General features: G+C 39.1%; 17 protein-coding genes and 5 pseudogenes. 12 read left to right on the forward strand and 10 right to left on the reverse strand.

All coding sequences use genetic code 11. The features are described from left to right. Window positions 1-55: 55 nt before the first annotated feature. Window positions 56-223: a hypothetical protein gene (locus IPK31_16900; protein ID MBK8089467.1), complete on the reverse strand. Its 168-nt coding sequence runs from the start codon at window positions 221-223 to the stop codon at window positions 56-58. 61 nt (window positions 224-284) lie between these two features. On the opposite strand from IPK31_16900, the pseudogene gyrA reads away from it, so the two are divergent. The 4 genes and pseudogenes from gyrA (at window position 285) to IPK31_16920 (ending at window position 4842) form a co-directional block, all read left to right on the forward strand. Next, window positions 285-2859: pseudogene (gene gyrA, locus IPK31_16905) on the forward strand (DNA gyrase subunit A). Window positions 2860-2904: 45 nt separating this feature from the next. Further along, window positions 2905-3123 (forward strand): hypothetical protein, encoded by a 219-nt coding sequence (locus tag IPK31_16910; protein MBK8089468.1) that lies wholly within the window; start codon window positions 2905-2907, stop codon window positions 3121-3123. A gap of 23 nt (window positions 3124-3146) precedes the next feature. After that, window positions 3147-4157 carry a hypothetical protein gene (locus IPK31_16915; protein MBK8089469.1) on the forward strand — a complete coding sequence of 337 codons (1011 nt, stop codon included), beginning with the start codon at window positions 3147-3149 and terminating at the stop codon, window positions 4155-4157. An 85-nt stretch (window positions 4158-4242) separates the two neighbouring features. Continuing rightward, window positions 4243-4842, forward strand: a complete 600-nt coding sequence (locus tag IPK31_16920) for a hydrolase (protein ID MBK8089470.1) — start codon at window positions 4243-4245, stop codon at window positions 4840-4842. On the opposite strand, the gene IPK31_16925 is transcribed toward IPK31_16920, so the two are convergent. The 5 genes from IPK31_16925 to IPK31_16945 form a co-directional block, all read right to left on the reverse strand. After that, complete coding sequence (locus IPK31_16925; GenBank protein ID MBK8089471.1) at window positions 4835-5083, reverse strand: hypothetical protein; 249 nt, start codon at window positions 5081-5083, stop codon at window positions 4835-4837. The two genes, IPK31_16920 and IPK31_16925, sit on opposite strands and share 8 nt — an antisense overlap. Window positions 5084-5137: 54 nt before the next feature. After that, window positions 5138-5578 carry a hypothetical protein gene (locus tag IPK31_16930; protein MBK8089472.1) on the reverse strand — a complete coding sequence of 147 codons (441 nt, stop codon included), beginning with the start codon at window positions 5576-5578 and terminating at the stop codon, window positions 5138-5140. A gap of 163 nt (window positions 5579-5741) precedes the next feature. Beyond that, on the reverse strand, window positions 5742-6725 hold the full coding sequence (locus IPK31_16935; protein ID MBK8089473.1) for a GSCFA domain-containing protein: 984 nt from the start codon (window positions 6723-6725) through the stop codon (window positions 5742-5744). Beyond that, window positions 6725-7582 (reverse strand): hydroxymethylglutaryl-CoA lyase, encoded by an 858-nt coding sequence (locus IPK31_16940; protein ID MBK8089474.1) that lies wholly within the window; start codon window positions 7580-7582, stop codon window positions 6725-6727. The genes IPK31_16935 and IPK31_16940 overlap by 1 nt, the downstream gene beginning before the upstream one ends. Window positions 7583-7618: 36 nt before the next feature. Further along, window positions 7619-8611, reverse strand: a complete 993-nt coding sequence (locus IPK31_16945; protein MBK8089475.1) for a hypothetical protein — start codon at window positions 8609-8611, stop codon at window positions 7619-7621. A gap of 246 nt (window positions 8612-8857) precedes the next feature. Here IPK31_16945 and IPK31_16950 point away from each other — a divergent pair, with 246 nt between their 5' ends. Continuing rightward, window positions 8858-9517: a PorT family protein gene (locus tag IPK31_16950; GenBank protein ID MBK8089476.1), complete on the forward strand. Its 660-nt coding sequence runs from the start codon at window positions 8858-8860 to the stop codon at window positions 9515-9517. 23 nt (window positions 9518-9540) lie between these two features. Next, window positions 9541-9774: a hypothetical protein gene (locus IPK31_16955; GenBank protein MBK8089477.1), complete on the forward strand. Its 234-nt coding sequence runs from the start codon at window positions 9541-9543 to the stop codon at window positions 9772-9774. On the opposite strand, the pseudogene rlmB reads toward IPK31_16955, so the two are convergent. The 4 genes and pseudogenes from rlmB to IPK31_16975 all read right to left on the reverse strand — a co-directional run bounded on the left by rlmB (window position 9747) and on the right by IPK31_16975 (window position 14236). Further along, window positions 9747-10510: pseudogene (gene rlmB / locus IPK31_16960) on the reverse strand (23S rRNA (guanosine(2251)-2'-O)-methyltransferase RlmB). The gene IPK31_16955 and the pseudogene rlmB overlap by 28 nt on opposite strands. Window positions 10511-10554: 44 nt before the next feature. Beyond that, a pseudogene (locus IPK31_16965) lies at window positions 10555-11862 on the reverse strand (methionine adenosyltransferase). A gap of 54 nt (window positions 11863-11916) precedes the next feature. After that, window positions 11917-13380, reverse strand: a complete 1464-nt coding sequence (locus IPK31_16970) for a DUF4270 family protein (protein MBK8089478.1) — start codon at window positions 13378-13380, stop codon at window positions 11917-11919. Between the two features lie 37 nt (window positions 13381-13417). Continuing rightward, the gene (locus IPK31_16975; GenBank protein ID MBK8089479.1) at window positions 13418-14236 is read right to left on the reverse strand and encodes a glycogen/starch synthase; all 819 of its coding nucleotides are present in this window, start codon (window positions 14234-14236) and stop codon (window positions 13418-13420) included. Between the two features lie 108 nt (window positions 14237-14344). Between IPK31_16975 and IPK31_16980 the strand changes: the two are divergent. The 6 genes and pseudogenes from IPK31_16980 to IPK31_17005 all read left to right on the forward strand — a co-directional run bounded on the left by IPK31_16980 (window position 14345) and on the right by IPK31_17005 (window position 20149). Continuing rightward, a pseudogene (locus tag IPK31_16980) lies at window positions 14345-15189 on the forward strand (pantoate--beta-alanine ligase). A 40-nt stretch (window positions 15190-15229) separates the two neighbouring features. After that, window positions 15230-15574, forward strand: a complete 345-nt coding sequence (locus tag IPK31_16985) for an aspartate 1-decarboxylase (protein ID MBK8089480.1) — start codon at window positions 15230-15232, stop codon at window positions 15572-15574. Window positions 15575-15665: 91 nt separating this feature from the next. Continuing rightward, window positions 15666-16580 (forward strand): flippase-like domain-containing protein, encoded by a 915-nt coding sequence (locus IPK31_16990; protein MBK8089481.1) that lies wholly within the window; start codon window positions 15666-15668, stop codon window positions 16578-16580. A gap of 11 nt (window positions 16581-16591) precedes the next feature. Continuing rightward, complete coding sequence (rfaE2, locus tag IPK31_16995) at window positions 16592-17086, forward strand: D-glycero-beta-D-manno-heptose 1-phosphate adenylyltransferase (protein ID MBK8089482.1); 495 nt, start codon at window positions 16592-16594, stop codon at window positions 17084-17086. Between the two features lie 73 nt (window positions 17087-17159). Beyond that, window positions 17160-19257 (forward strand): annotated as a pseudogene (gene ppk1 / locus IPK31_17000) (polyphosphate kinase 1). After that, complete coding sequence (locus tag IPK31_17005) at window positions 19238-20149, forward strand: exopolyphosphatase (GenBank protein MBK8089483.1); 912 nt, start codon at window positions 19238-19240, stop codon at window positions 20147-20149. The pseudogene ppk1 and the gene IPK31_17005 overlap by 20 nt, the downstream one beginning before the upstream one ends. The last annotated feature ends 100 nt before the right edge of the window (window positions 20150-20249 follow it).

Below are 20249 nucleotides of genomic sequence, written 5' to 3' on the forward strand. Positions count from 1 at the left end.
TTGGGCTCACATTCAGTTACCGCCTCACAGGTGGTGATAAATTCAACGACAAACGTTACAATAATGGTCGAAGAGGTGGCGGAAAAAGACGTTCAAGCATGGGTTGTCCAACCAATGTTTTGTAAGGATTTTCTCTTTTTGAAGCTGCCCTTTTTTTCTTATCCACAAATGCAATTAATATGTTGAAAAACAGCCAAAATAATGGCTGTTTTTCTGCTTTCATCCCTTTGCTTTTCGGTATCTTTGGCGGCCTCTTTTAAGCAACGGGGCAAACAAAAAATACAATGGAAAAAGAGCCACATAATCACGGGAGAATTATCCCGGTAAATATCGAAGAACAAATGAAAACGGCGTACATCGATTATTCGATGTCGGTAATCGTAGGCCGTGCATTACCCGATGTAAGAGATGGGTTGAAACCTGTTCACCGCCGCATTCTTTATGCAATGAACGAACTGGGTTTAAATTACAATAAGTCATATAAGAAGAGTGCAAGAGTTGTCGGTGAAGTGTTGGGTAAGTATCATCCGCATGGCGATAGTTCTGTTTACGATGCTATGGTACGTATGGCACAGGAGTGGAGCATGCGTTATATGATGGTTGATGGTCAGGGGTAACTTTGGTAACCAGGATGGTGATGGCCCAGCTGCCATGCGTTATACGGAAGTTCGTATGGAACGCTTAACAGAAACAATGATGGATGATATCGACAAAGAAACAGTCGATTTTCAAAACAACTTTGATGATTCTGAAAGAGAACCTTCTGTTCTGCCTGCAAGAACACCGAATTTATTGATTAATGGATCAAGTGGTATTGCCGTGGGTATGGCTACCAACATGATGCCGCATAACCTCAGCGAAGCAATTGATGGCTGCGTTGCCTATATCGACAATAAAGAGATTACGATTGAAGAATTGATGAAGCATGTAAAAGCTCCTGACTTTCCAACTGCCGGTACAATTTATGGCATGGAAGGAATTAAAGCTGCTTATCATTTCGGAAGAGGTAAGGTAGTATTGCGTGGAAAATTGACGATTGAAACAAAATCAAGCGGAAGAGAGCAGATCATTATTACCGAAGTTCCTTACCAGGTGAACCGTGATGCATTGACAGATAAAATCGGTCAGCTTGTTAATAATAAAGTAATTGAAGGGATTGTTCATGTTAACAACGAGAGTAACCAGAAAGAGGGAACGAGGATTGTTATTGACCTTAAACGTGATGCAGTTGCCAATGTAATTGTTAACCAGCTTTACAAATTCACTGAATTACAAACATCATACGGTATCAATAATGTGGCCCTTGTAAAAGGAAGGCCAAAAACATTGAACCTGAAAGATCTTATTTCAGAGTTTATTGAGTTCCGTCATGAAGTGGTTGTGCGCCGTGCAAAATATGAACTCCGTAAAGCACAGGAACGGGCGCATATTTTATTGGGTTATTTAATTGCATTGGATCATTTAGATGAAGTGATTGCATTGATCCGCAGCTCACCAACACCTGATGTAGCAAAAGAAAACCTGATTAATGCCGGTTGGGGACTGGATGAAATTCAGGCAAAAGCCATCCTGGAACTGCGCTTACAGCGCTTAACAGGTATGGAAAGAGATAAGATCAAGAACGAATATGATGAATTAATGAAACTCATTAATCATTTAACAGAGTTGCTTGGCAGTGAAACCTTGCGTTTTGAACTGATCAAAACTGAATTGCTTGAAATCAAAGCGAAGTTTGGCGACGAACGCAGAACAGAAATTACTTATCTCGATGATGAAGTTCGTATTGAAGATCTCATCAAAGAAGAAGATGTGGTGATTACAATTTCACATCATGGCTATATCAAACGTACATCAGCTTCTGAATACCGTCAGCAACGCAGAGGTGGCAGAGGAGCAATCGGCAGCAAAACAAGAGAAGAAGATTATGTAGAACATCTCTTTGTTGCATCTACTCACCACACACTGTTGTTCTTTACTGAAAAGGGAAGATGTTACTGGTTGAAATCATACGAAATTCCTGAAGGCGATAAAACAAGCAAGGGTCGTGCTATTCAAAACCTGATGCAGTTACCGCCTGATGATAAAGTGAGAGCAATCATTGATGTGAAAAACCTCGACGATGAGGAATTTGTGAAGAATCATTACATTGTATTGTGTACAAGGAGAGGCATCATCAAAAAAACACTTTTAGAAGACTTTAGCAGACGCCGTGCAACCGGAGTGAATGCAATTACCATCATAGAAGGCGATCAGTTGCTTGAAGCGAAGATGACAGATGGCAACAGCGAGATCATGATGGCAGTGAAAAGCGGAAGGGCAATTCGTTTCCCAGAAGCCAAAGTAAGACCAACCGGTCGTGGTGCAATTGGAGTAGGTGGTATTGAAGTGGATGATGAGAAAGATGAAGTGGTTGGTATGATTTGTGTCAATAAGGATGATACTTCAAGAACGGTGCTGGTGGTTAGCGAAAAAGGATATGGCAAGCGCACAGCTTTTGAAGAATACAGAATGACGAACAGGGGAGGTAAAGGTGTGAAGACGATTAATGTAACCGATAAGACTGGCCCATTAGTTGGTATGCTGGAAGTAACGGAGAGAGAAGATCTGATGATCAGTTGTAAGAGCGGTATAACCATCCGTATGAAGATGAACCAGATCAGTGAACAGGGAAGAGCAACACAGGGTGTAAAATTGATCAGGGTGGATGATGGAGATGAAATTGCAGCCATCACACGTTTGGATGAAAGTAATGTTATTGAAGAAGAATTGATTTTACCAACAGACATTACAGAAACACCGGAAGCACCCGAAACAAATGAAACACCTGATGAACCGGAAGTAACTGATTCTCCAGAATAATCTGGAAATCAATAAATCAGAATAATAAATCTCAAATAAAAGAAAATGAAAAAATTTCTTTTCGCAGCGATTGCTGTTATGTTTAGCCTCGGTCTTTCAGCTCAGGATATTAAGAAAGTAAAGGCAGCTTTTGACAAGAAGGATTGGGTTAAAGCCAAGGAATCTGTTGACCTGGCAATGGCCAATGAAAAAGAACAGAAAAACTGGGAAGCCTGGTATTACAAAGGATTGATTTATGGCCAGGTTGCAAAGACGCCAACTTAAAAGCTACTGTTCCTGATGCATGGATGCAGTCGTTCCAGGCTTATCAAAAAGCAACCGAACTAGATAAAAAGGCGGCAGAGTTATACATGATGACCCGCAGCTATCCGGTATTTGATAACTACCTGGAATTACAGCGTGAGGGAAATGCTTTTTACAACAATAAAGATTATGAAAATGCGCTGGTTCGTTACAAGCAGGCCGACCAGGTTGGCCGGTTCATTTACAATAATAAGTGGGCACTCACAGCAGTAGATACAATTCTTTACTACTATGCAGGAGCAGCTGCGATGCAGATTGAAAAAATGGATGAAGCCATTTCCTATTTCCAGAAGATCTGCGATTCAAGTATTGCAGGAGACGGATTTGATGTTTGTTACCGTTATGTAACTTATTATTACGATCAGAAAAAGGATGAAGTAAATGCACAGAAGTATGCTGCATTAGGCCGTAAGATGTATCCAGGCGACACTTATTACGACAAACTTGATCTGGACAAAGCAAAAAAGAAAGGCATCGGACCCGAACTGTTTAAAAAGTACGATGAGGTAATAGCAAAAGAGCCCAAGGATTATGAAATGCGTTACGACTATGCAGCTGAAATGTTCAACTGGCTGTATATGGATCAAAAAACACCGGCAGCTGAGAAGCCAACATATTTTGAAAAGATCGTAACACAATTAAAAGCCTGCATAGAATTGAATCCGAAAGAGCCAGATGGTCATCTGTTAATGGGTAAAGCTTATTTTAATGAAGCTGCAGCTATCCAGGATGAACTGAAACTGGTAAAAGGAAGTACACCGGCAGATACACAGAAGAAGAGCGAGTTTAAAAAGAAAATGGAAGACAAAATGAAAGAAGCGATTCCGCATCTTGAAAATGGGTTGGCCATTTATGAAGCCATGACTGCAGATCAGTTAAAAGACAAAAGAAATAAGAACGAGTATAAAACTACTTTATACCTTTTAACTGATGCAAACAGGTTCCTGGGAAATACAGAGAAAGAAAAATGTATCAGAAAAAGTATGATGTATTGAATCAGTAATTCAGTTCATCTTATCATAAAAAAAGGCTGTCCAAACGGACGGTCTTTTTTAATACATTTAAGTAAACAAGCGAATCATGTCTTTATTATTAAACCGGTCTGAATTTGGTGACCCGAAAAATGCCGGTAATGTTTTAAGCAAAGAGGAAACCACTCAATTATTAAATGACTGGGTTAAGAATGAACGGCTGCAGCTCCACATGAAACAGGTTGCCCGTTTAATGCGTTACTGGGCTGCTGAGCAGGAACATTTAGATGAAGCTGATCAGTGGCGCTGGGAAATGGCCGGCTTACTCCACGACGCTGATTGGGATCAATGGCCCGAACAGCATTGCAAAAAAATCATTGAAGAACTGGAAGCAAGAAATATTGATCCGGAAATTATCCGGGCAATTGCAAGTCATGGCCCAAATCATTTTGGTGTAGAGCCTGTTACCAGGATGGATAAAATGTTATATGCTTTTGATGAACTCAGTGGATTGATTCATGCATATTCGTTAATGCGGCCGGAAGGTTATGCAGGTATGGAACTGAAAGGCGTGAAGAAACGTTTAAAGGAAAAAAGTTTTGCAGCAAATGTCAGCAGGGAAGAAATTGCTGATGCAATGAACAGGGCTGGGGTGGAATTAGATGTGATTATTGAATTTACTATTGAGAAACAGCGCTCATTTATTTAAAGTCAGGTATCAATTTTGGAAGGAGATTCTGCATAGCCATAAGAGTTAAATACTGGTCACACTTTGGCTCTAATCTATAATTCCCATCAATAGTTTTAACTGCATCAACACTTGCTTTGAAAAGTATGCAATCTATCATTACTGGTTCTAATAATCCGTTGACAAACTCATCAAGTGTTTTTTGTTCTTCAGGCGTTGGCTGGTATTTCCATCTTTCATGTATGACATTCACTTTAATCATGGTTATTTAATTTTACAACTGAGCCGTGTGTTTCTTAGTCTTATTTCTATTTTGTTAAAAGAATGACTTCCATTCTATTGCTAGGTACATCAACACGAGTATTGCCACAGCATTTAAAACCAAAACTATAGTCTTAGCAAGATTGTAAATAGCCTTAATGGTTTCAGTAGTTTGTTTGTATCTATACGGTCTTTTTTTGAGTATAAAGTAAGGAGATTCAAGAAAAGTGAAACCTTCAAAGGAGAGTCTGTAAATGTTATCCTCACTAACAATTTTTTCTTTTGAAGAAAGCACTTCTTTAGTAAATACGTCAAAAGTACCTGTGATTTTTTTATCTATGCTTTTGCCAGAATTTATATAACCGTCTTTTTCTAATTTAATTATGATTGCATCGCAATCTAATTCGGGCTTATCTTTTACAATCTGAATAAACTTTGTGTAATCATGCTTTTCTTTTAGATAATTAAGCATGTTATCTAAATCATCAATCTTCATAGCAGGGTGTATTTAATTTTAGAATACTTCAATATACTCAAGATAGTTGTAGTTCCCACGAGTGAGTATGTCTTTTGCGAAGGAGTACTTAACATAAGGTTAGACAAAACATTATACGAATAAAAGATAATCTTTTAAAATTGACCTTATGACCAAGAATTACCTATTTTATTTGAGCCTTAAAATAGTCAAGCTCAGGATTGAAATCAAGCTCAGGATTAGCATTCGCAAGTACTAATACCTTTTCAAGTTGCTGTTTCAAAAACTGCTGGTGCTGATTGGAGCCGGGGTGAAAAGCCTTGTGATTTTTTGCTGTAACAATCTGTTTGATTTCTTTACTTAGTTGTACAGTCGATTCCTGGAACGCATAATCAGAAAATTTTTCCATCACAAACTGAGTGGCGGCATAATTGGGATGCGACAGGTCGATATCATAAAAACGGTAATCACGCAACACATCAATCACCAGTTCATAAGCCGGGAAATAAAACAGCCGGTCGAACTTGTTTACCAGATGATGAACCGTTTCAAGCAGGCGGGCCTTGCTCCGGTTATTTTCAACCACTCCATCCCTGAGATGACGAACCGGGCTGATGGTGAAAATGATCTTCAGCTTTGGATTAAAATGAAACAGCTGGTGCAGTGTGTTATCTAATGTGGCAATCTGTTCGTCAATTGGGATCAGATATTTATCAAACCACTGCGCCGGTGCTTTATGGCAATTGGCAACAAACTGTCCGGTTTCCTTCAATTTATATACAAAGGAAGAACCAAGCGTAATAATGATCCATTCTGCATCCTTTAAAAACTCATGAGCTTTCTGCTGCGATTGATTAATCTGTGTAAGACAGGCTTCCTTTTCCGGGTTTGAAAAACGGCTGTGATGATTCCAGCTTTGCCACAGTTCATTATATTGAAACAGATCCTGCTCACTGTATTGTTTACACTGTATATAAGAAACCAAACTGCTGCACACACTCATCGGTTCAAACAAAATCCCATTTGGGTTTTGCAGGGTTTGAAATTTCAGCTCCTGCAGGTTATTGCCGATATGTTCGGTAAAGCAACTCCCAACCAGCATGATCTTATGATGATAAGTAATTGGTGCCGGTAAAGGTTTGATATCAATAGTTGTAAGAAAATTCATCAGTTAAATAGTTCGTCGGCCAGTTGCAGACTTTTTTGTAAGGCTTCTTTGTTTACATGCAAATCAGACCCAGTTTCAAAAAAATGGATCATCTTTTCGGTATCCATATTTCCCACCAGTTCATCATTGGCCATCGGGCATCCGCCAATTCCTTTTAATGCACCATCAAAACGTTTACAGCCTGCAGAATATGCGGCTTCTAATTTCTCTTTCCAGTTCAATGAAGTGGAATGCAGGTGAACACCGATCTCTGTTTGAGGTAACTGCTCAATTAAATAAGCAGTCATCCGTTTTACCTGTTCTGCAGTTGCCAATCCAACAGTATCGGCTAAGGAAAGTATTTCAATATCTAAACCCACCAGTTTTTCAGCCCATTCAAAAACAATTTCTTCACTCCATTGATCGCCGTAAGGGTTCCCAAAACCCATAGACAAATACACGACTAACTGTTTCTTGTTTTTTATACAGAGTTCCTGGATGGCCTCTACCCTTTTTAATGATTCGTTAATTGAACTGTTTGTATTACGCTGCTGAAAAGTTTCTGAAACAGAAAAGGGGAACCCGAGATAAGTAATTTCGTCAAACACAACTGCATCTTCCGCACCACGTTCGTTTGCAACAATGGCAAGTAGTTTTGTTTTACCGGTTCCCAAATCCAAATTCCTTACAACCTCTTTTGTGTCGGCCATTTGCGGAATTGCTTTGGCTGAAACAAAACTGCCGAAATCAATGGTATCAAAACCCACCTGCAGTAAGGTATTGATGTACTGAATCTTTTTTTCAGTTGGGATAATTGTTTTCCATCCCTGCATGGCATCACGGGGGCATTCGATCAGTTTAAGTCTTTGTTCTTTCATCATAATGATCCTGCAAAAGTAAGCGAAGCGTCAGTCTTAAACCTTCAGGGAGTCCATCTTTTCACGCATTTTATTAAAGAACTTATTCCTTTCCTTCTCACCCGTTCCGCTGATCTGGTGAGAGCGGCTTACAAGGGTGAAGAAATTTTCAAATGCTTTTTGTGTAAAGCGTTCGTCTTTGGTGATTAAATAGCTTAAAACATTATACGTAACAAATGACAGCTTCATTTCATTCAGTTCCATCAAAATGGTGTTACTGCCAATGATCACCTCATTTACATAAAACTGAAGCGGAGCCCTGTAAACAATTTCATTATCGCCGGGCATAAACTTGATGCCTTTTTCAACTTCCAGCTGAATATGATCCAGGCATTTCTGAAATGATTCGATTATGATATTTACATCTTCTTTATGTTTAAAATATCCACCATCCTTGTAATATTGAATCTGGCTGATGGTGCTGATAATACTTTCTGCATTCCACAATTCAAGTGAAGGGATTTTGTTATACTCTTTTATAATTTCCTGTCCCAATTGAAAACAGTCGAGCATAGGATATTCTTCCAGGGAAAATAGTTTGCTGCGGTAATCAGGATGATCCTTGATTGTTTTGCTCCAGAAAAAAGTTTTAAAAGCTGCAATTTCAGGGAACAGATAAAAGTGAAAAAATGTAATATCCTTACAGAAATAGTGCATCTTTTTATTGGGAAAAGTATTGAAATACTTCATGTATTCGAGCATTGCTTTCAGATAGTCAGAAAATTCAAACCGTTCTTCATTTATTTCAGGCGCCCTGAAAACCACCATTTCATTCTGCAGCTGTAATACCTGATCAATGGAAATTTTATAATGCTCACTTAATGTTTTCAATTCGGTTAAGGAAATCTCTTTCTCAGCTCTGATTCGCCTGTAAGCACTATCGTTACTGATGTGCAGTAGTTCAGCAACTTTATCAACCATTGATATATGTGAAGGAAGCGAGGCTTTGATATGCTGAAAAAAAAGCAGCTGGGGGTTTGCTGTATCCATGATTGATTGATTTTGGGAGTTTCTGCAAATCAGCCTGTCATTATTTGCAGAAATAGATAATTACAGGTAAGATAACGAGGTTTTTCGCAAATCGCAATACCCTTCAACACGCAGAAGTTCACGATTTGTAGTAGTAACCGCCAAACTAAAATAATGAACCGTATAAAGCAATTGGGAAAGGGGGTGTGGCAGAAGTAGGTTTGAGTTGTCAATTGACAATTTACTTACATTAAAAATTTAAAAAACATGAAAAAGATTTTAACATTGACTGTGACACTTATCATTATTGCTCTTGCAGTAAAAGCACAATCTCCCAGGTTTGGTTTTAATTCAGGTATTGCGTTGGCCAATATGAGTTATAAAGATGAAGATGGTAAAGAAAAATCAGATAGCAGGATTGGTCTTAATGCGGGAATCATGGTCGATATTCCTATTGGTCATAATCTCAGTATTCAGCCGGGAATAAATTTTATTCAAAAAGGTGCAAAAGAAAAGGAAACTGAAGGAACTTATTCAATGGAAGCATCGACGAGGATTAATTATCTCGAAGTACCGGTGAACTTTGTTTACAAAGCTCCGGTTAAAAAAGGCCATTTGTTTATTGGAGCAGGCCCATCAGCCGGGTATGCTTTAAAAGGTAATGTGAAAACAAAATTTTCAGATGGTCAAACAACAGAAACTGAGGAAAATAAAATCTATATCGGAAATAAGGACGATGATGACCTGAAGCCTTTTGAACTATCAATGAATGTTTTGGGAGGCTATGAATTTAATTCAGGTTTTCAGATTGCCGTAAACTATAATAGAAGTTTGAATAACCTGTTAACTGGTGATACCGGGTCTTCATCTTTACGAAACAGTTACTTTGGAATTAAGATTGGTTATCTGTTAAGAAAAAGAAATTAATTTTTCCAATCAAAGCAATCTTTATGGAACATTACTTTGACGAAACAAAAGGTGATCTTAAATATATACTTGAAGAACAAAGAAGAAAAGAAGGAAATGGAACAGGGCAGGAAGATTTTATTCCAAAGAAGAAATCAAGTTTCAGCGGGTTCTTTAAACGGTTAAAGAATCTGCTATTCAAAAACAAGTTGAAAGAAACTATTTCGAAAGATGATAATAACGTAATCTGTTATATTCTCTGCTTCATCACTTCATAAAGGATCATACCCGTTGCTATCGAAACATTCAAACTTTCAAAATCTCCTTTCATGGGGATTTTGAAAGTTTCATCACAGATCTTCATCAGTCCGGGAAAACACCTTTCTCCTCCCCTCCCATTATAATGGCACAGGGTTCTTTGAAGTCGCAGTCATAAACAACTTTCGTTGCTGTCATTTCACTCGCCAGTACTTTGATGCCGTTGAGATGAAGATCATCAACAGCTTTCATTAAACTGTTCACACGGCAAATGGCAATCTGTTCCAATGCACCGGCACTGGTCAATATTGCATCTTCATTCAATGCACCAACTCCTTTATCAGGAATAATGATGGCCTGTACACCACAGCAAAAAGCTGTGCGTGCAATACCGCCAATATTGCGGATATCAGTAATTCCATCAAGAATAAGAAACAAGGGTGTTTCACCTTTATCAACCACCCATGAAATCACTTCCTGCAGATCCTGGTAGCGGATCTTTGACAATTGTGCAATGATTCCTTCGTGTCCCTGGATATTATAACCATTCAGTTTTTCAACCGGGACTTTACTAATTGGAATATTCTGCTTCAAAGCGAGAATCTTGATTTCTTCTATCACATCACCATACAGGTTGTTCTGTAAATAGATTTTATCTAATTGCTTCCCTTCCTGCAATGCTTCCAATACTGGAATCCTTCCTGCTACAAGGGTTGATTTTTTTGGCCGCTGCTGTTGTTGTCTGAAATGTTTCACTTTGCAAAGAAATGATTTATCAAATAAAAAACCCTGCAAGAGTTTTAAACCTGCAGGGTTTCAAAGTCCCCCTTCAGGGGGATATATTGGGGGCTTATTTCAGCCCGAATGCTTTTTTTCACTTTGCTTACATAATCCAGTTTTTCCCAGGTAAATAATTCCACTTTTACCTTTTTTACTTTACCATCCGGACTTGTAAATGTTTTTTCAACGAACTGCGATACACGACCCATATGACCGTATGCTGCAGTTTCGCTGTAAATAGGATTACGCAATTTCAAACGCTGCTCAATGAAGTAAGGACGCATATCAAAAACACCTTCAATGATTTTTGATATCTGACCATCAGTCAATTCAACTTTTGCAGTGCCATACGTATTTACGTTGATAGAAGTTGGCTTGGCTACACCAATGGCGTAAGAAACCTGTACCAGTACTTCATCGCATAAACCGGCAGCAACCATATTTTTTGCAATATGACGTGTAGCATATGCAGCAGAGCGATCAACTTTGGAAGGATCTTTACCACTGAAAGCACCGCCACCATGTGCTCCTTTACCACCATAGGTATCAACAATGATCTTGCGACCTGTTAAACCTGTATCACCATGAGGTCCGCCGATTACAAACTTTCCGGTTGGGTTTACATGGTAAGTAATGTTGTCGTTAAACAACTTGCTGTATTTCTTGTATTTTGATTTGACACGGGGAATGAGAACATTGATCACATCAGATTTGATCTTCGCCAACATTTTAGCTTCTGTATCAAAATCGTCATGCTGGGTAGAAATCACAATAGCATCAATACGAACGGGACGGTTATTGTCATCATATTCCAATGTTACCTGGCTTTTTGCATCGGGACGCAGGTAAGGCATTTTAGAATTCTTTTCACGGCGGATAGCTGCCAATTCAATCAGGAGATTATGTGCAAGATCCAGTGCCATCGGCATATAATGCTCTGTTTCGTTGGTTGCATAACCAAACATCATTCCCTGATCGCCGGCACCCTGTTCTTCTTTTTTCTTACGGTCAACACCCTGGTTGATATCAGCACTCTGTTCGTGAATGGCTTATAAAACACCGCAGGAGTTTGCCTCGAACATATATTCGCTCTTGGTATATCCGATTTTCTTAATTACGCCACGTGCAATTTCCTGTACATCCAGGTATGCTTTTGATTTTACTTCACCGGCTAATACAACCTGTCCGGTTGTAACCAATGTTTCGCAGGCAACTTTTGACTGAGGGTCAAACGCAAGAAAGTTATCAATTAATGCGTCACTGATCTGGTCAGCTACTTTATCCGGATGACCTTCGGAAACAGATTCTGATGTAAATAAATAAGGCATATTTGCTGGGTTTTTAAGTCAGGCGCAAAGATAAGAGTTGAAACAATTCAAATATTACTGCTTGGAGTAATAAATACGAACAAACATTTTGTATTGTGGATGAGATCCGCCACCCAATTTTACCCTGCCAAATGCAAGGGGGTTGATGGTTGTAGAACTGGAAATTGCTCCGGAAAACTCAGCAAAATAAGGAGCCGAGAGTTTGAAATCACGAAGTGAGGCTTTCCCGTTTACCAGGTTTTGAACATAACTGGTAATATTCATTTTGTATTCTGCAACCAGGTTACTTGATGCATCCTTGAAATACGAAGGAATTCCACCGGTATAATCTGCAGAAATAGTATATAGTGTTACATTCTTTAGTGGATCAAATGTTAGTGTGTTAGCATAATAATTCGCACTATCATAGGGGATACTTGCAATCTTTCCGTCTGCTGTATAAGTAAACAAATGAAGAGCCGGCTGTAACAGAATATTTTCTATTGTTAACGGTCCCTGGTAAATCTGTCGGGCAACAATTTCTGCACGATGAATTAGATAGGGCTTGTTTCTGATTGTATCCATTGCAGGCACTTTAATTTTCACTGCAGTACCGGGGCCTGCCTGAATATAAGCAAGGCTTGAAGGTAAGCCTGATGTGATTGTTGGTTCAGCAGTACTGCCTGTATAGTTGCGGTATATTTTGTTGGCATTTGCACTTCTGATGGTATCTGCAACAAAGTTAAAACGGGTAACGGTGGTATCATTTCCGGTGCCATCTCTTTTCTTGTAGCGGTAGTAAAGATTCAAACGTGTTTCAGCACCGGTCATTGAAAAATAATTAATCGAATTTCCACTTGTTGTAGAATCGGGGATCAGGGCAAACCCGTTCAGGAATGCTTTGAAAATAGAGTCATTGCGAAACGCATTTGCTACATTATCCTGATCCAGTAATAACCTGCCAAAAGCATTATCGAGTTTTATTCGCAACTGGTTGTATATGGTATCGGTCTTATAAGCAGCTTTATAGCCGTTCCTTAATTTAATGGCGGTATACTGTTCCGTACCCAAAAAGTCTGCAGTTGAAAATGCAGGTGCTTCCGTAAACCTGTATAATTTACTTGCTTTAAAAGTCGGGTCAGTTATTTTATAAACATTAACTCTTGACAGCGCATTTGTATCACCATAATTTCCTGCAAAAGTCAGCGACAGAACACAGGAGTCGAGAAACAAACTGTCTTTTGATACCGGGTATGAAAATGGATAACTGATGGGCAGCATTTGAAAATACATAGCTGCAGTTGTTGTGCCAAACATCGGGTCGTTAATATAGCCTAAAATATGCTGATCACCTTTACCGATTGAACTGGTATCTGCTTCAATAAAAGAAGTCGTTTCAACAGGCAGTTCCATTGTGTCTGTGATGAGACGATCTGATCCGGGGATAAGGTCACCACCTAAATTAGTACGTTCAAGTTTTGTACATCCACTTATAAATGCCAATAAAAGAACTGATAAAAACAGGTTTCTTCTGCGCATGTCCGTGCTAAAAAAATTCATAGTAATGATGACAGTGTTATTTCGCCGAAAGGTCGGTATATAGTTGTAAATAGTCTGTTAAATCACCGTCTGGTTTAAATGGTAACACTTTTTTGCCACGCACTTTTCCAAATTCTTCCAGCAATTTTTTGTCAACTTTTTCAGCACCAAATGTTATAGCATCTGCATATGTTGCACCACCACGGAACATGGCTGTATTGTTGACATCCTTATAAGGTTCCAGATCTTTGTCTTTAATATTGGCGTGAATGCTTGCCAGCTTTAAAAACTTAGCACCCAGTTTTTCTTTGAAGGTATTCTGACCAATGGTGTAAACGAGTTTACTGTTTCCAAAAACGGGTTCTTTCTTATACGCAGTTTGAAGGTACATGGGAATTAAACCTGTCATCCAGCCACTGCAATGAATAATATCCGGGGGCCATCCAAATTTCTTAACGGTCTCTAATGCACCCTTACAGAAGAAAATGGAACGTAAATCATTGTCATCAAACCACTTTTCATTCTCATCATGATAAATGAACTTACGTTTAAAGAAATCTTCATTCTCTAAAAAATAAACCTGTAAACGGGCATTGGGTAAGGAGGCAACTTTGATCTGCAGCGGGTAGTCGTCATTATCAACAGAAACGTTGATACCACTGAGGCGAACTACTTCGTGTAATCTGTGCCGGCGTTCATTAATAACTCCAAAGCGGGGCATAATGCAACGGATCTCAAAACCACCTTCGTTTGCTTTAATTGCCAGTTGATTAACAATGGATGAGAAATCTGTTTCCTCCAGATAAGGAGACATTTCACTGGCAATAAATAAAATTCTTTTCTTTGCTGCTACCATTACTGTTTATTAAGGAATCTTTACTTCTTTAAAGAAGTGTGCAAAGGTAGTGGATTTTAGCGAAAAGACAGGTGACTACAGTCGTATTGCCATTTAAAACAACGAATTATGCTCATTTTTCATAAGGTTTCAGATATCAGAAAGTGGCTTGATCAACAGGTTTTGGCCGGGCAAAGTGTTGGCTTTGTACCAACCATGGGAGCATTGCATCAGGGCCATCTGTCTCTCATTGATCAAAGCCGGGAACGGACAGAGGTAACCGTCAGCAGCATCTTTGTAAATCCAACTCAATTTAATGACCCAAAGGATTTTGAAAAATACCCTGTGACAATTCAGCAGGATATTCAACTGCTGATCAAAACAGGTTGTGATATTTTGTTTCTTCCTTCAGCCAGCGAAATTTACCCAAATGGAACGGCACATCTCCCCACTATGAACTTGGGTATTTAGAAACGGTACTGGAAGGCAAATACCGTCCGGGGCATTTCCAGGGAGTTTGCCAGGTAGTGCACCGGCTGCTGGAAATTGTTCAGCCAAACCTACTGTTCCTGGGACAAAAGGACTTTCAGCAATGCATGGTTATAAAAAAGCTGATTGAACAAACGGGCTTGTCAACACAAGTGCAAATTATTCCCACCCTCCGGGAAAATGACGGACTTGCCATGAGCAGCCGTAATATGAGACTGAGCGAAACTGAACGGGCAAATGCAACATCCATACATCAGGCTCTTTTACAAATGAAAGGACAATTGCAACAGGGTTCTGTTTTAAAATTGAAACAAAAAACGACTGACTTTTTAAAGAATAAGGGATTCAGGGTTGATTATGCCGAACTTGCCAAAGCAGATACGTTGGATTTAATTGATGAATGGAACGGACAGGACAAACTTGTAGCTTTGATAGCAGCTTATCTGAATGAAGTGCGCCTGATTGATAACATGATTCTGACATAAGCAAAAATGTTTTCAAAAGAATCCCTCTAAATTTGCCGTCATGGAAATAGAAGTACTGAAATCGAAAATACACCGCATCACAATTACAGAAGCGAATCTTCATTACGTAGGAAGTCTTACTTTAGACGAAGATCTGATGGATGCTGCCAACATGATTGAATATGAAAAGATACAGGTGGTAAATGTAAATAATGGTAACAGGCTGGAAACTTATTTGATCAAGGGCAAGCGTGGAAGTGGTGTTTGCTGCTTAAACGGGCCCGCTGCACGCCAGGGAAGTGTGGGTGATGTGGTGATTATTATTTCGTATGCTACAATGAAGTTTGAAGAAGCGAAAACCTTTAAACCATGGCTCGTATTTCCGAAAGGCACAAATAAACTCTGAGACTGAGTCTTACCTCTTATGCTTAAAAAAGAATTATCCTTGCTCTTCAGTTTCTCTTTTCCTTGGATTGGGTGTCTTTCTTGTATGGTGGATGGCAAGAGGTATTGACGATAAGGGCTGGGAACAGATCAGGACGTCATTAAAACAGGCGAACTACTGGCTTTTTATCCCTGTATTATTAATGATGCTGCTCAGTCACTATATCCGGGCTTTACGCTGGAAGATATTGATGGAGCCGCTGGGTTATAAACCTTCAACCTTTAATGTATTTAATGCTGTAATGATTGGTTACTTAGCCAATCTTGCCTTTCCCCGTTTGGGCGAAGTACTGAAATGTACCATCCTTGCCCGGTATGAAAAAATGGGCCCTGATAAACTGATAGGGACTATTGTTGCAGAAAGAGCCATTGATCTTGTTTGCCTGATAGGAGCATTTGTAATTACGATTCTATTGCAGATAGATACGGTTGGAGCCTATGCAATGACACTGTTGCAGAATATTTTCATGGGCGATGACCAGAAGTTTTCATGGTTAAAGTTAATACTGGTTCTTGGCGGCGTTTCAGTTTTTCTATGGCTGTTCTACATGCTGCTGAAAAAGTTCAGCCATTTTCCACTGATTGAAAAAATTAAAAAATGTTGTAAAGGGAATCTGGAGCGGAATCAACAGCGTTCGTCATATCAAAAATCGCTGGAAGTTTATTTTTCAAACTGCACTCATCTGGCTATTATATTTAATGAGCAGCCGTATTGGTTTTTATGCCATGACAGAAGTTTCACATCTCGGCATACGGGAAGCCTTTTCTATTTTATCATTCGGCAGTTTGGGAATGATTGCCACACAGGGTGGTTTAGGTGCCTACCAATACATTGTTCAGGAAATACTGATGCTCTACGGACAAACACAATTGGTAGGTTTTACATTTGGATGGATTCTATGGATTGCACAAACAGTTGTGATTTTAGTTGGCGGACTTGTTTGCTCAATACTTTTACCCATCGTTAACAGAAAACGGAATGAAAGCAATACAACATATTCAGCAGAAAGTTCTTAACCAGCAGCAGTTACAACAGACTTTATACCGTTGGCGTAAGTTTGGTAAAATTAAAATAGCCTTTACAAACGGTTGCTTTGATATTCTGCATGCAGGTCATATTCATTCTTTATCGCAGGCTGCTTCTTTTGCAGATGTGCTGATTGTCGGCTTAAACAGCGATGCCTCCACCAAAAAATTAAAAGGCGAAAACCGGCCCATCAATAATGAACAGAACCGGGCCTTGAGCCTTGCTTCATTAGTAATAGTGGATGCAGGTGTATTGTTTGATGAAGACACACCGCATGAACTGATCAAGTCAATTCTTCCAGATGTTTTGGTAAAAGGTGGCGATTATACAATTGATACAATTGTTGGGGCAAAAGAAGTTATGGCCAATGGTGGAAGGGTTGAAATTATCCCTTTGGTTGAGGGGTTGTCAACCACTTCAATTCTGAAAAAAATTGAAACACTCTGAGGTTCTTTTCAAAAACTTAACCTGCCGTCAGTCATTCACTTCTTACATTTACGGTTAAGTATAACCGATTGATATGGCTATTGAAAAACGTAAAATAATTATCAGGGATATCAGCTGGCTTTCCTTTAATGCAAGGGTTTTGCAGGAAGCAAATGATCCCTCTGTTCCGCTCCGTGAGCGAGTTCGTTTTCTCGGAATTTTCTCCAACAATCTTGATGAGTTTTTCCGTGTTCGTGTTGCAACGCTGAAACGCATGTCTGAGTTTGGCGATAAAGCCAAAGTAAGAATGCACCTGGAAAAAAATCCTCACCAGATCCTTGAACAGATACAGGACATTGTGCTTGAACAGCAGAATGAATTCAACCGCATCTGGAATCAGGTACAGCAGGAATTAAAAAAGGAAAAGATCTTTCTTGTAACAGAGAAACAACTCAACAAAGAACAGAAACGATTTGTTGAAACCTATTTTGATGAGGATGTGCGTCAGGAAGTAATTCCGCAAATGATTGAAAGCAACCCTTACCCGCCCTACCTGCGGGAGCGTTCACTTTATCTTGCTGTGGTAATGAGTAATAAAACAACAGCGTATAAAAAGAAATATGCATTGATTGAAGTGCCTGCAAAATTCAAACGCCGTTTTGTGAAGCTGCCATCAGCAGCAGGTGAACACTATATCATTTTAATGGAAGATGTGATCCGTCATTGTCTCCCAAAAATATTTTCTTTTTTAGGGTTCGATCATTATTCAGCACATGTAATTAAGGTTACCAAGGATGCAGAACTTGATCTGGAAAGTGATGTGAGTACTACACTGATTCAAAAAATTGCAAAGGAGTTAAAAACCGCCGTAAAGGAAAACCTGTTCGGTTTATTTATGATAAAGAAATTGATGCTGGACTTTTGGAATATCTCATCAGAAGATTAAATTTATCAAGAAGAGGTAATATCATTCCCGGCGGACGGATTCACAACTTCCGGCATTTCATGGATTTTCCGGGTGATGTGTTTTCTCAAAAACCGGAACGAAAAAACCATTCCCCCACCCTGCGTTAAAACGTACCATCCGTGTTACAGATGAAATTTTGAAACAGGATTTGTTATTACATTTTCCATATCATTCTTTTGACACTGTGATTGATCTGTTACGTGAAGCAGCAATGGATCCTGATGTAAAAGAGATCAAGATCACAGCTTACCGTTTGGCAGATAATTCAAAAGTGATTAATGCACTGGCAAACGCTGCAAGAAATGGAAAGATTGTAACAGTGATGTTAGAACTCAGGGCAAGGTTTGATGAAGAAGCCAATCTTTACTGGAAAGAACGGCTGGAAGAAGAAGGTGTAAGAGTGTTGATTGGTGTGCCCAATATGAAAGTGCATGCAAAAGTCTGCATCATTAAAAAGAGAATAAAGAACAAAACCATTCAGTATGGATTTGTAAGCACAGGAAATTTGAATGAATCAACATCGAGAATTTACGGAGATCATTGCCTGCTGACCGCTAACAGAAAAGTAATGGCTGATATCAACAGGATTTTTCATTTCCTTGAAAAACCATTGGTGAGTCACATGAAGTTTCTGCGTCAGTGTAAAACACTGATTGTTTGTCCTACGGGAATGCGTCGTCATCTGATCAGGTTAATTGACACTGAAATTGCCAATGCAAAGAAAAAACTGCCTGCTTCAATGACGCTGAAAATGAACAGCATCAGCGATGAAGAACTGATTACAAAACTCTATGAAGCTGCAAGAGCCGGTGTTGAAATAAAACTCATTGTTCGTGGTATTTTCTGTATGATGACGGAGAGCAGTAAGTTCAAAATAAAACCTTATGCGGTGAGTATTGTTGACCAGTACCTGGAGCATAGCCGTGTGTTGATATTTCACAACAACGGTAAAGAGAAAGTTTATATATCTTCGGCTGACTGGATGGTGCGTAACCTTGACCACCGGATTGAAGCTGCACTTGAAATAACCAATGCAGAAATCAAACAGGAGTTGAAAGATTATGTTGACATTCAGTTAAAGGATAATGTAAAAGCAAGGATACTGGATAACGACCTGGACAATGTGTATGTACGGAAGAAAGGAAAAACAGTGCGTTCACAGGTTGAAATTTATAATTTCCTGCATCAAAAAATACTGAAGCAAATTGAAACTGGCAGCAATTGATATTGGAAGTAACGCAGCAAGATTATTGATTACCGAAGTAGTGGAAAACGGGAAAGCCCAGCCTCAATTTAATAAACTCAACCTTGTACGTGTACCTCTCCGTTTGGGATTTGATGTATTTGAAAGCGGCGACATTCCCAAAGCTAAAATCAACAAAGTAATAGAAACCATTAAGGCTTACAAGCACCTCGTAAGCATTTATGATGTGCAGTACCTCAAAGCCTGTGCAACTTCTGCCATGCGTGATGCAAAGAATGCGCAGGACATTATCCGCAAAGTGAAAATGGAAACAGGCATTGAAATAAAAGTAATCAGTGGTGATGAAGAGGCTTCGTTTATTTATGAAAATCATATTGCTGAAAACTTAGATAAGGCCCACGCCTATTTATACATTGATGTGGGAGGTGGCAGCACCGAACTTACTTTTTTTAATGCCGGTAAATTAGTCTTTAAAGAATCCTTCAATATCGGTACTATCCGTTTGTTAAAAGGATTGGTGGAAAAAAAACAATGGAATGAGTTAAAAGACTTTCTGAAGCTGAATACAAAAGGACTGAATGATATTATCGCTATTGGTTCTGGTGGAAACATCAACAAAGTCTTTTCTTTATCGAAACGGAAAGACGGGAAGCCGCTTTCACTTGAATTACTGCGTGATTATCATAAAGAGTTCAGCAGTTTTTCATTGGAGGACCGGATGAAAAATTATAAACTCCGTGAAGACCGTGCGGATGTAATTGTTCCAGCCCTGCAGATTTATATCAACGTAATGCGCTGGACTGACACAGAAGAAATTTTTGTTCCCAAGATAGGTTTGGCTGATGGACTTGTGCATATGCTTTATGATGAAGTAAAAGCTAAGAAGCTGGATGCTTCAACGGTGGTGTTGTAATTTCGGAAAGTATAATTGGGAAATTTTGAAATTGAAAGGCAAGTGCCCTATTGTTTTCTACTCAAAGTATTCATATATTTTATCTAATAAATACATGTTG

The sequence above is a fragment of the Chitinophagaceae bacterium genome, assembly GCA_016713085.1.
In the GTDB taxonomy this organism is placed as follows: Bacteria; Bacteroidota; Bacteroidia; order Chitinophagales; family Chitinophagaceae; genus Lacibacter.